The organism is Streptomyces boetiae (genome assembly GCF_031845405.1).
In the GTDB taxonomy this organism is placed as follows: domain Bacteria; phylum Actinomycetota; class Actinomycetes; order Streptomycetales; family Streptomycetaceae; genus Streptomyces; species Streptomyces boetiae.
The window spans coordinates 17,844-30,040 of the sequence record NZ_JAVREN010000060.1; the positions used below are offsets into that span (position 1 = coordinate 17,844).

Here is a 12,197-nt window from a genome sequence, read left to right on the forward strand (position 1 = left end):
CGCCGGTTCCTCACCGGCGCGGGCACGGGGGTGTGCGCCCCGCGGCGCGGCGGGGGCGCCGGGCTCGGGGGCGCGCGGCAGGACATGCGGGAGCGCGGCCGGGCGCGGGGTCCTCAGCCCGCCGCGCGGCGGCAGTTCTTGCGGGTGGAGGGGCCCGCGGCCGTCTCGGCGATCCAGGGGCCGGGAGCGGAGGGGTCCAGGACGCCGTCCTCCAGCCAGGCGTGGCCGCCCTCGGCCAGCTCGCGGGCCAGGGCCCGGTCGGCGTCGTCGGTGTTGTGCCACAGGTGGTGGAAGTGGTCGTCCACGCGGAGCCTGGCCTGGCGGCAGAAGGCGTCGGCCAGGGCGTACGCCTCGCGGCCGTGCTCCCCGGCCCGCCGCAGGCGTTCGGCGTGCACGCAGGCGGCGGTGACGGCGTACAGCTCGGCGCCGATGTCCACGATCCGGGCCAGGAAGCGCTGCCGCCTCTCCAGCCGGCCCGGCCAGCGGGACATGCCCAGGAAGGTGGCGCGGGCCAGGCGGCGGGCGGTGCGCTCGGCCCAGCGCAGGTGGCCGGCCAGGTCGGGGTGGCGGGCGACGTGGAAGTCGCCGTAGGCGAGGGGGAGCTGTCCGCGGCCGGTGGCCAGCGAGGGCAGCCACCGCAGGTAGAACGCCCCGGCCGCGGCGACGGCCCGTCGCCTGCGGGTGAGGGAGGCGTCGGGGTCGAGGAGGCCGCCGGCGAACCGCAGGTGGGCGCCGACGGCCTCGCGGGCGACCAGCCGGTGCATCACCTCGGTGGAGCCCTCGGCGACGCGGTGCAGGCGCAGGTCGCGCAGGAGTTGCTCGGCGGGGACGCCGCGCTCGCCGCGGGCGGCGAGGGAGCCGGCGGTCTCGCAGCCGCGCCCGCCACGGATCTGGACCAGCTCGTCGGCGATGCGCCAGGCCATCTCGCTGCCGTAGAGCTTGGCGAGGGCGGCCTCCACGCGCAGGTCGTGGCGGTTCTCGTCGGCCAGCTCGCCGGAGAGCTCGACGACGGCCTCCAGCGCGAAGGTGGTGGCGGCGATGAAGGAGAGCTTGGCGGCGACCGCCTCGTGCTCGGCCAGCGGAACGCCCCACTGGACGCGGGCGGCGGACCACTCGCGGGCGGTCCGCAGGCACCACTTCCCGGCCCCGGCGCACAGCGCGGGCAGGGCGAGGCGGGCGGCGGTCAGGGTGGTCAGGGCGATCCGCAGGCCGGCGCCCTCGGCGCCGACGCGCCGCCCGGCGGGGACGCGGACGCGGTGGAAGCGGGTGACGGCGCTCTCGATGCCGCGCAGGCCGAGGAAGGCACTGCGGTGCTCCACGGTGACGCCGGGGGTGTCGGCCTCGACGAGGAAGGCGGTGGGCCCGCGGCCGGGGACACGGGCGAGGACGAGCAGCAGCTCGGCGATGGCGCCGTTGGTGGCCCACAGCTTCACGCCGTCCAGCAGGTACCCGCCCTCGCCGTCGGGAACGGCGGTGGCGGACAGCCGCCCGGGGTCGGAGCCGGCGTCCGGCTCGGTGAGCAGGAAGGCAGAGATCGCGCCGCGGGCGCAGCGCGGGAGGTAGGCGCGCCGCTGCTCCTCGGTGCCGAAGAGGGCCAGCGGCTGGGGGACACCGGCCGACTGGTGGGCGGAGAGCAGGGCGGCGACGGCCGGGCTCGCGGAGCCGGCCAGGGCCAGGGCGCGGTGGTAGTGGACGTGGCTGAGGCCCAGGCCGCCGTACTCGGGGGCGATGCGCATGCCGAACGCCCCCAGCTCGCGCAGCCCGGCGATCACCTCGTCGGGGACGCGGGCCGCGCGGTCGATGGCGGGGCCGTCGATCCGGTCGGCGCAGAACGCCCGGAGCCGGGCCAGGAACGTTTCCCCGCGCCGCTCGGCCTCCGCGGCGGGGTCCGCCGCGCCCCCGTCCTCGCCCGCCGGGGGCGTTCCCGATCCCAAGTCGGCTCCAGGGTCCGCGCCCAGGCCGTCCTCCGGGTCCGGCGGGCCCTCGGGGGCGGCGCCGGGGCGCGGGTGGACCAGGCCGAGGCGGAAGCGGCCGAGGAACAGCTCTCTGGCGAAGCTGGGGTCCCCCTGGCCGGGCGGCGGGGCGGCCCCGGAGGAGCCGCGGGCGTCCTGTGCGGTGGCGGACATAGGCGCTCACCTCGTCCCGGTGCGTCCCTGTGCGGCTCGAACGAGCCCGGATGCGCGGTGTCCTGTGCGTATGTACCCATTCCTCCGGGCGGGAACCGGCGGGCGGGGGCGGCTGGCTAAAATCCCGCGCGATGACTGCGATGACCTCCACCACGGCGTACGCCTTCCTGCTGCGCCCCTCCCACAACCGGGTCTACGCCCAGGCCAGCCACGAGCTGGCCCGCGCGGAGCTGCGGGTGTTCGGGGAGACGGCGCTGCGCGGCCGGATCGCGGACGTGGACGGCGCCGAGCTGGGCGGGGTGCCGTACGTGACCTTCTCCTCGCCGGGCCTGCCGGAGGGGGACCTGCGGACGCTGGCCGCGCTCTCCTCGCTGCACGCGCTCTTCGAGGTCCGCCAGGACGCGGGGGACGCGGGCCCGCTGCTGCGGCCGGTGGCGCTGACCCGGCCGGACCGGTTCCCCAGCGACCTGCTGACGATCCAGAAGTACCCGGGCAAGACGAACGAGGACTTCACCCGGCTGCTGCTGAACGTCACGGCCATGGCCTGCGACCGCCCCGAGGGGCTGCTGACCGGCGGCCTGCGGGTGTTCGACCCGCTGTGCGGGCGCGGCACGACGCTGAACCAGGCGCTGATGTACGGCCTGGACTCGGCGGGCGTGGAGCGGGACGCCAAGAGCTTCGAGGCGTACCAGAACTTCCTGCGGCAGTGGCTGAAGAACAGCCGCCTCAAGCACCGGGCGGAGAGCGGCGCGGTGCGGCGGGACCGCAGGACGCTGGGGCGGCGCTTCCACGTGGAGGTCGGGGAGTCCAAGGAGTCGTACAAACAGGGCCGGGCCGTGGACCTCACGATGGTGCAGGCGGACACGGCCGCCAGCGGGGAGTTCTTCCGCCCCGGGTCGTTCGACCTGATCGTGACGGACGCTCCCTACGGGGTGCAGCACGGCAGCAGCGACGCGGGCGGGCGCTCGCGCAGCCCGCTGCCGCTGCTGGCCGGGGCGCTGCCCGCGTGGACCCGGCTGCTGCGGGTGGGCGGGGCGATCGGCATCTCGTGGAACACCTATGTGGCCTCCCGCGAGGAGCTGGCGGAGCTGCTGGCCGGCCACGGTTTCGAGGTCCGCGACTCGGAGGCGCACCGCGCCTTCCGGCACCGCGTGGACCACGCCATCCTGCGCGACCTGATCGTGGCCCGCCGCGTGCGCTGACGGCTTCCGCCGGGGGCCCGCGCCCCCGGCGGAAGCCGTCGGCGGCGGTCAGAGGTCGAGGCCGGTCAGGACCATCACCCGCTCGTAGGTGTAGTCCTCCATGGCGAAGCGGACGCCCTCGCGGCCGGTGCCGGAGTCCTTGACGCCGCCGTAGGGCATCTGGTCGGCGCGGTAGGAGGGGACGTCGCCGATGACCACGCCGCCGACCTGGAGGGCGCGGTGGGCGCGGAAGGCGGCCTGGAGGTCGTGGGTGAAGACGCCGGCCTGGAGGCCGAAGGAGGAGGCGTTGGCCGCGGCGAAGGCGGCCTCCTCGCCGTCCGCCCTGGCCACGGTCATCACGGGGCCGAAGACCTCCTCGCAGGAGACCTTGGCGCTCGCCGGGGCGTTCTCCAGGATCGTCGGCCGGTAGGCCGTGCCCTCCCGCTTGCCGCCGGTCAGCAGCGTGGCGCCGGCCGCCACCGCCTCGTTGACCCAGCTCTCGACGCGGCGGGCGGCGTCCTCGTTGATCAGCGGGCCGACGTCGGTGGCCTCCAGGCCCGGGTCGCCGGTGACCAGGGCCTCGGTGGCGGCGACCAGACGCGGCAGCAGGCGGTCGTAGACGGCGGCGTCCGCGATGACGCGCTGCACGGAGATGCAGGACTGGCCCGCCTGGTAGTTGGAGAACGTCGCGATCCGCTGGGCCGCGAGGTCCAGGTCGGCGTCGGAGGCCCAGTCGGCGAGCACGAGCGCCGCGCCGTTGCCGCCCAGCTCCAGGGTGACGCGCTTGCGCGGGACGGAGTCGCGGATGGACCAGCCCACCGGGACGGAGCCGGTGAAGGAGATCAGCGGCAGCCGGGGGTCCTGGACGAGCGCGGGCATGGCCTCGTTGGGGACGGGCAGCACGCTCCAGGAGCCGGCCGGCAGGTCGGTCTCCGCCAGCAGCTCGCCCAGCAGCAGGGCGGAGAGCGGGGTGGCGGGGGCCGGCTTGAGGAGGATCGGGACGCCGGCGGCCAGCGCGGGGGCGACCTTGTGGGCGCAGAGGTTGAGCGGGAAGTTGAAGGGGGCGATGCCCAGCAGCGGGCCGTAGGGCACCCGGCGGGTCAGGGCGAGGCGGCCGGTGCCCGGGGCGTCGGCGTCCAGCCGCTGGAGGGTGCCGCCGTTGAACCGGCGGGCCTCGTCGGCGGCCCAGCGGAAGACGGAGGTGCAGCGGGCGACCTCGATCCTGGCCCACTTCAGCGGCTTGCCGTTCTCCGCGCTGATGAGGCGGGCGATCTCGTCTGCCCGCTCGCCCAGGCGCCGGGTGACGTGGTCGAGGGCGGCGGCCCGCAGGTGCGCCGGGGAGGCGGCGAAGGCGTCGGCCACGCCGGCCGCGGCGGCGACCGCCTCCTCGGTCTGCGACGCGGAGGGGACGCCGACCGTGGCCAGCCGGGCGCCGTCCCAGGGGGCCGTCACCTCCAGGGCGTCCGCCCCGGTCTCCCTGCGGCCGGCGAGCCAGAACGGGTGGTGCGGGGGTGTCGCGTTCGCCATCGCGGGTGCCGCCTTCCTCGGTGTGCGGGCGTGTACTCGGGTGCTGCGGACCCACCGTAGGGGCTCGGGCTCGCCGGGCGGGTTGTCCGGCGCGGCGGAATCCGCGCCCCGCGCGCGCCGGGATGGCGAAGAGGCGCGCCGAGGCGTTATTGACGAGCACATGTCATCGCCGCGAGCATGGCGCCACCCTCACTCCCGTCGCACCCACCTACCCCTTCAGGAGCTGCGATGCGCATATCCGGACGCGGCCGGCGGACCACCTTCTCCGCCGCCGCGGTCATCGCCCTCGCCCTGGCCCTGCTCTTCGGCGCCGGCCAGGCCACGGCCCTTCCCGCGGACCCGGAGGGGTCCGTCCGCCAGTACGCCGTCGCCGGCGTGGACACCGCGGCGGAGCGCACCCGGCTGGCCCGCACCGGCACGGCCATCGACGAGGTGCGCGAGGACTCCGTCGTCATCACGGCCGACCGCGCCCAGGCCGGGCGCCTGTCCGGCCTCGGCTACCGCCTCACCGCGCTCACCGCTCCGGCCGAACGCCGCGGCGGCCTGCCCGGGGCGGCGGCTCCCGCCGACTACCACACCTACGGCCAGGTGCTCACGGCCGTCAACGCCGCCCGCGCCCAGTACCCCAGCCTGGTCAGCAGCCGCGTCATCGGCCGTTCGTATCAGGGCCGGGACATCGTCGCCATCAAGATCAGCGACAACGTGGCCGCCGACGAGGCCGAGCCCGAGGTCCTGTTCACGCACAACCAGCACGCGCGCGAGCACCTCACCGTCGAGATGGCGCTGTACCTGCTGGACGAGCTGACCACCCAGTACGGCACGGACCCCGAGATCACCCAGCTCCTCAACACCCGCGAGGTGTGGATCATCCCCTCGGTCAACCCCGACGGAAAAGTCTACGACCAGGAGTCCGGCTCGTTCCGCAACTGGCGCAAGAACCGGCAGCCCAACTCCGGGACGACCGCCGTGGGCACCGACCTGAACCGCAACTGGGCCTACCGCTGGGGCTGCTGCGGGGGCTCCTCCGGCTCGCCCAGCAGCGACACCTACCGCGGCCCCTCGGCCGAGTCCGCGCCCGAGACCCGGGTCGTGGCGGACTTCGTGCGCTCGCGGATCGTGGGCGGCCAGCAGCAGATCACCGCGCACATCGACTTCCACACCTACGGCGAGCTGGTGCTGTGGCCCTTCGGCTACACGTACGCGGACACCGCCACGGGGCTGACCCAGGACGACGCGGCCACCTTCCGGGCCCTGGGCACGGCGCTGGCCGACACCAACGGGTACACGCCGCAGCAGTCCAGCGACCTGTACATCACCGACGGCTCGGTGGGCGACTGGATGTGGGCCGACCAGGGCATCTTCTCGTTCACCTTCGAGATGTACCCCACCTCCGCCTTCGGCGGCGGCTTCTACCCGCCCGGCAGCGTCATCCCCCGCGAGACGGCCCGCAACCGCGAGGCCGTCCTGACCCTGCTCCAGTACGCCGACTGCGCCTACCGCATCATCGGCGCCGAGGCGCGCTACTGCGCCTGACCGGCCCGGGCCGGGCCCCGCGGGGCCCGGCCCTCCTGCGCGCCCCGTCCCAGCCCGCCGTCCCGCTCAGGGCACGCGCGGCTCCTGCGGGGTGGCCTTCAGGGCCAGCCACAGCTCCATGCGCGTGTCCGCGTCGTCGAGGGAGCGGTCCAGGATCTCCTCGACGCGGCGCATCCGGTACCGCAGCGTGTGCCGGTGGACGCCGAGGTCGGCCGCCGCCGCGTCCCACTGCCCGTGGTGCGCCAGCCACGCGCGGAGCGAGGCCACCAGGTCGCCGCGCCCGTGCTCGTCGTGCTCGCGCAACGCCCGCAGCATGCCGTCCGCGAACGCCCGCACCGCGTCGTCGGCCAGCAGCGGGACGAGGGACCCGGAAGCCACGTCGTCGTGCTCGACCAGCGTCCGCCCGCGCCGCCGGGCCACCAGCAGCGCCTCGCGGGCCTGCTGGTAGGCCGCGTCCGCCGAGGACGGCCCGGTCGGGGCCGAAAGACCCAGCGTCAGCCCGTCCCCGCGCCCGCCCGGCTCCTCGCGGGCGTAGGCCAGGCAGGCCGCCAGCGCCGCGCCGCCGTCAGCGGCGATCAGCACCAGGCCGTCGCCGTCCGGCGCGGCCAGCACGTGCTCCCCCGCCCGGGCCGCCGCCGACCTGGCGTCGGCCAGCAGGGCGGCGGGCACCTTCTGCTCGGCGCCCGGCGCCTGCGCCAGCACCACCCGCAGCGGGGCGTCCAGCAGCCCGCCGTACAGCGCACCGGCCACGGCCCGCGCGTGGTCCGGCTCGCCGCTGACCAGCATCCGCAGCACCGCGCCGTCCAGCCGCTCCTCCGCCTCGCGGAAGGCCGTGGACCGCTCGTGGAGCAGGGTGAGCACCGCGACGGCCGACTGCACCGCGTAACGCTCGGCCGTGCCCAGCGCCGCCGCGGTGCCGAACGCCAGGACCGCGCGCGGCAGTCGGCCGGTGCCGATCGACTGGAGCTCGATGCGGTCCTCCTCCGCGCCCGAGCCGACGACCGCGCTGGCCGGGCCGGGGCGGGCCGCCAGCTTCCGCACCTCGGCGGCGGCGCGCTGCGCCCGGCGGGCCGCCCACTCGGGGGCAACGGCCGTGGCGGCGCCCGTCAGGTCGTACAGCGCCGCCCAGCCGCCGACCTGGGCCGCCAGGCGCTCCAGCAGCGCCTGCCGCCCGCCGTCCGAGAGGGCCGCGCGGGTCAGGTCGCGCTGGGCGGCGAACCCGGCCGTGACCGCCTGGTACTGCTCGGCGGCGATGGCGGCCGAGACCGCCTTGCTGATCGCGATGAACGGCGTCGGCCGCGGGACCTCCAGCAGCGGCAGCCCGCCCTCGCGGGCCGCGGCCAGCAGCGCCGGCGGCACGGCGGGGTGGGTGACGCCGACGCCGAAGCCCAGGCCCACGACGCCCGCGGAGCGCAGCCTGCGGACGTACTCGCGCATCCGGTCCGCGTCGTCCACGGGCAGCTTCAGGCCGGTGGTCAGGAGGAGTTCGCCGCCGTCCAGCCAGGGCACCGGGTTCGCCAGCTCGCTGGCGTGCGCCCAGCGCACCTCCGCGTCGAGACCGTCCTCGCCCGCGCGCACGGCGAGGCGGAGCGCGCTGTGCTGGACGAGGGAGCCGAGGGTGGGCGGCATGGGGTGGTCACCTCACCTCGGGCACGGCGGACACGGGTCGTTACCTCACGGTAGCGCGGAGCGGCGCGCGCGTCCGCAGCGTCGGCAGGGACGGGTGCGCGGGGACGGCGGATTCCGGCCGCCGCACGGCCGTTGCCCGAACCCGCCGCCCCCGGCTCAGCCCAGCCGCACCAGGACCGGCGGCCCCGGCTCGCCCGTGACGGAGGTCACGGAAAGGACCGCGTGCCGGGGCGGGACCCGGTGGGCCAGCTCGGAGGCGGACCAGCGCTCCCGCTCGACCCGGCGGACGGTGACGGACTCGGTGGCCGCCTCCCGGCCGGTGAACAGCTTCCGCACCCCGCGCACCGTGCGGCGCATCAGCCCGCCGCTGCGGTCGGGGGTGCGCGTGGTCTCCTGGTCCTCCCGCCACTCCGTGCCCCAGGCCCGCGCGAAGTGCTCCGCGTCCCAGGTGGTCATGCCGGAGAACGCCATCCGGCAGCCGACCGCGCCCAGCAGCCCGGCCCGCAGCTCCGGCGGCACGTCGTCCAGGGTGCGCAGCGCGAGGACGGCCCCCGCGTTGGCGGGCCGCAGATGGGTGAGGCCGCGCACCGTTCCTGCGGTGACGGCGGCCGTCGCGTCGTCCAGCACCAGGCAGGCGAACAGCGACCGGTCGGGCCGGACGGCGGCGGCCCCGGTGAACTGGGCCAGAATCAGCCGGTTGATCATCCGCCGCGCCTCGGTGTGCCCCGGCGAGGGAAGGTCGATGCGCACCCGCAGCGGGTGGACCAGCGCGCCCAGCGAGAACAGCGGCGTCTCGCGCGGCGAGGCGGGCGAGAGCCCGGCCCGGTCCAGCAGCGCGAGCCGGTCGGCCAGGTGCGGGCCGAGGTCGTCGGGGCGCTGGGCGCGCCGGGCCCAGGCGTCCAGCTCGCGCTGCTGGTCCTGGGCGCCGGCCAGCGCCAGGTCCTCGCGGAGCGTGGCCAGCAGCGCGGGCGCGCCGTCCAGCATGGCCCGCAGCTCGGGAACGCCCGGCAGGCGGCCGTAGGCGGCGTGGTAGGGGCCGATGAGCTGCACCAGCACGGCGGCGGCCTCGGCCGTGTCGGAGCGGGTGCCGCCGAACAGGGCCTCGGCCAGCAGCGCGGCGGCCTCGTCGGTGTCGGCCGCGCCGCCGTAGGGGTCCAACTGGTGGGTGGAGCGCGGGTCGCCGATGCGGATGACGATGTCGAAGGCGTGGTCGGGGCCGAGCGCGGCGCTCGCGGTGCCCACGGCGACGACGGCGGCCTGCCCGGCCAGCGCGTGCAGGCACAGCGCCTCGGTCACGGGGCGGATGACGCGGCCGGTCTTGCCCGAGCCGGGCGGGCCCACGGCCAGCAGGGAGGTGCCCAGGACGGCGGGGTCGAGGGCGACCTCCTCGCCCCGGTAGGCGTAGGGGTTGCGCTCCTCGTCGGGGGCGTGGCCGATGAGGACCTGCCGGGTGAGGAGGTCGTGCCGCGCGGCGCGGACCGGGAGGTCGCGGTCGCCGGAGGGGTGGACGAACGCGGCCGCGCCGCGGTCCCTGACCGCCTCCTCGAAGGCCGGAAGCGCGGTGGGGCGGGCCCGCACGGCGCTCCAGGCGTGCGTTATCCGGGCGTAGTCGAGGTCGCTCATGGCGCCCTCGCGCACGTCGGCCACCAGCCGGTCGGCGGCGGCGCCCGCGCCCGCGGCCCGCAGCTCGGTGAACTCGCTCAGCCGCGCCCGCTCAGCCCGCTCCTCCGCACTGGCGGCTCCCCCGGCCCGGCGCAGCATGAGGCCGGGCGGATAGCGCCGCGCGACGGCCCGCCAGTCGCCGGCCCAGCCGAGGACGAGGACGATCAGAGCGGTCCACAGGAGGTAGTGGACGTTGTAGGCCAGCCGGTAGCCGAGGTTGTCGGCCAGCTCCCAGGAGTCGGGCACCACAGCGTAGAGCGGCTCCAGCCAGAAGTCCCACTGCGGGGCGGTGAAGGTCAGCCGCCAGAAGGCGAACGCCGCGACGCCCGTAGCCAGCACGCGCAGCGTCGTGCGGCGGGGCAGGGGCTCGATGTCCTGGCGGCCGAACGCCAGTCGCAGCCACGAGGGGCGCCAGCGGCGCCAAAGGCGGGGGCCGTTGCCGATCCGGGCGAAAGCGTAAATCAGCAGGCAGGCGATCAGGTAGTCGTAGAAGTACAGGACGGTGAAGCCCGCCGTGTTGGCGCCCCACGAGGCCAGCCCGAGCCAGCCGATGAGGTCGATGTAGCCGTTGTCGAACAGCGACCACACCAGCCAGCCCACCAGCGCCGCCAGCAGCGCGCCGCCGTGCAGCTCGCGGTCGCCCATCCGGTCCGGGTCCTCGGGCGGCTTGGGCACGTGCCCGGCGCGCCAGATCCCGGGGCGGGCGGCGGGCCGGGGCGTGTGCAGCCAGCGGACCAGCGGGGGCCCCTCATCCGCCGGGGGCTGCCGGGGTGCCGGGGGGGCGCCGGGGGGTCGCGGGACGGCCTCGCGGGAACGCTCGCCCCCGGCGCGCCCGCCTGTCTCCCGCGTGTCCCGCGGGCCGTTGCTGCTCATGTGCTGCCAAGCCCCCTGATCAGGCCACCGGCTGACTCTGCGTCGGCGTCCCAATCTAGACCAGGCGGCCCCCTCGGCGGCCCGGCCCGGGAGAACCGGCCCCCGCACCGGGACAACGCCCGCCCTCCCCCGCCGCGCCCGCGCGGGCCGGGCCCCGCTGCCGCCGTGGACAAAAAACGGCCGAAGGCACTCCGTCGCGGCACATCCCGGCCGGTGGCGGGCGCCCCTAGCCTGCCAGGGACGGCACGCACCCACCCCCGCAGAGGAGTCCGAGATGAGCGACACCGCCCCGACGCCCGGCGGCCCCTCCCTCCCCCAGCGCCGCCTGCTGCGCACCGAGATCCCCGGGCCTCTCTCGCGCGAGCTGATGGCGCGCAAGCAGGCGGCCGTGGCCTCGGGGGTGGCCACCGTGCTGCCGGTGTTCGCGCGGCGGGCCGGCGGCGGCATCGTCGAGGACGTGGACGGCAACGCGTTCATCGACTTCGGCTCCGGCATCGCCGTCACGGGCGTGGGCAACAGCGCCGAGGCCGTGGTGCGGCGGGCCGGCGCGCAGCTGGAGCGCTTCACGCACACCTGCGTGATGATCACGCCCTACGACGGCTACGTGGAGGTCTGCGAGGAGCTGGCCCGCCTCACCCCGGGCGACCACCCGAAGAAGTCGCTGCTGCTGAACTCCGGCGCGGAGGCGGTGGAGAACGCCGTCAAGATCGCCCGCAGTCACACGGGACGGCAGGCGGTGGTGGCGTTCGACCACGGGTACCACGGCCGCACCAATCTCACGATGGCCCTGACGGCGAAGAACATGCCCTACAAGGAGGGCTTCGGGCCCTTCGCCCCGGAGGTCTACCGGGTGCCGATGGCCTACCCCTACCGCTGGCCCACCGGCCCCGAGCGCTGCGCCGAGGAGGCGGCGGCGCAGGTGACCGACCTGATCGAGAAGCAGGTCGGCGCGCACAACACCGCGGCCATCGTGGTCGAACCGGTGCTGGGCGAGGGCGGGTTTATCGTCCCGGCGCGCGGGTTCCTGCCGCGGATCGCGGAGTTCGCGCGGGAGCACGGGATCGTGCTGGTGGCCGACGAGATCCAGTCGGGATTCTGCCGCACGGGGCAGTGGTTCGCGTGCGAGGACGAGGGGATCGTGCCCGACCTGATCACCACGGCCAAGGGCATCGCCGGCGGGCTGCCGCTGGCCGCCGTGACCGGGCGCGCGGAGATCATGGACGCGGTGCACGCCGGCGGCCTGGGCGGCACCTACGGGGGCAACCCGGTGGCCTGCGCGGCGGCGCTGGGCGCGATCGAGACGATGCGGGAGCTGGACCTGGCGGCCCGCGCCCGGCGCATCGAGGAGACCATGCGCCCTCGGCTGGCCGAGCTGGCGGCGAAGCACCCGCTGATCGGGGACGTGCGCGGGCGCGGCGCGATGCTCGCGGCCGAGCTGGTCCGCCCCGGCACCAAGGACCCGGACCCGGCCGCCACCGCCGCGATCGCCGCCGCCTGCCACGCGGCGGGCCTGATCGTCCTCACCTGCGGCACGTACGGCAACGTCCTGCGCTTCCTTCCCCCGCTGGTGATCGGCGAGGACCTCCTGACCGAGGGCCTGGACATCCTGGAGAACGCCCTCGCCGGCCTGTGACCGCTTCGCTAGCTTCCCCCGGCCCGGCGACCG

At 76.2% G+C, this 12,197-nt stretch carries 7 protein-coding genes; 3 read left to right on the top strand and 4 right to left on the bottom strand.

The window, feature by feature from the left end:
• Positions 1 to 113 precede the first annotated feature (113 nt).
• Positions 114 to 2,126 carry an acyl-CoA dehydrogenase family protein gene (locus tag RM780_RS25165; RefSeq protein ID WP_311633188.1) on the bottom strand — a complete coding sequence of 671 codons (2,013 nt, stop codon included), beginning with the start codon at positions 2,124 to 2,126 and terminating at the stop codon, positions 114 to 116.
• Between the two features lie 131 nt (positions 2,127 to 2,257).
• Here RM780_RS25165 and RM780_RS25170 point away from each other — a divergent pair, with 131 nt between their 5' ends.
• The gene (locus RM780_RS25170) at positions 2,258 to 3,328 is read left to right on the top strand and encodes a TRM11 family SAM-dependent methyltransferase (RefSeq protein WP_311633189.1); all 1,071 of its coding nucleotides are present in this window, start codon (positions 2,258 to 2,260) and stop codon (positions 3,326 to 3,328) included.
• Positions 3,329 to 3,376: 48 nt separating this feature from the next.
• Here RM780_RS25170 and RM780_RS25175 read toward each other — a convergent pair whose 3' ends face one another.
• A complete protein-coding gene (locus RM780_RS25175; protein ID WP_311633190.1) occupies positions 3,377 to 4,834 on the bottom strand; it encodes an aldehyde dehydrogenase family protein in 1,458 nt (485 codons plus the stop codon).
• Positions 4,835 to 5,062: 228 nt separating this feature from the next.
• Here RM780_RS25175 and RM780_RS25180 point away from each other — a divergent pair, with 228 nt between their 5' ends.
• Positions 5,063 to 6,367, top strand: a complete 1,305-nt coding sequence (locus RM780_RS25180; RefSeq protein WP_311633191.1) for a M14 family metallopeptidase — start codon at positions 5,063 to 5,065, stop codon at positions 6,365 to 6,367.
• A gap of 66 nt (positions 6,368 to 6,433) precedes the next feature.
• Here RM780_RS25180 and RM780_RS25185 read toward each other — a convergent pair whose 3' ends face one another.
• Positions 6,434 to 7,996 carry a PucR family transcriptional regulator gene (locus tag RM780_RS25185; RefSeq protein ID WP_311633192.1) on the bottom strand — a complete coding sequence of 521 codons (1,563 nt, stop codon included), beginning with the start codon at positions 7,994 to 7,996 and terminating at the stop codon, positions 6,434 to 6,436.
• Positions 7,997 to 8,152: 156 nt separating this feature from the next.
• Positions 8,153 to 10,531 carry an ATP-binding protein gene (locus tag RM780_RS25190; RefSeq protein ID WP_311633193.1) on the bottom strand — a complete coding sequence of 793 codons (2,379 nt, stop codon included), beginning with the start codon at positions 10,529 to 10,531 and terminating at the stop codon, positions 8,153 to 8,155.
• 274 nt (positions 10,532 to 10,805) lie between these two features.
• Between RM780_RS25190 and gabT the strand changes: the two genes are divergently transcribed.
• Positions 10,806 to 12,164 (top strand): 4-aminobutyrate--2-oxoglutarate transaminase, encoded by a 1,359-nt coding sequence (gabT, locus tag RM780_RS25195; protein ID WP_311633194.1) that lies wholly within the window; start codon positions 10,806 to 10,808, stop codon positions 12,162 to 12,164.
• Positions 12,165 to 12,197 lie beyond the last annotated feature (33 nt).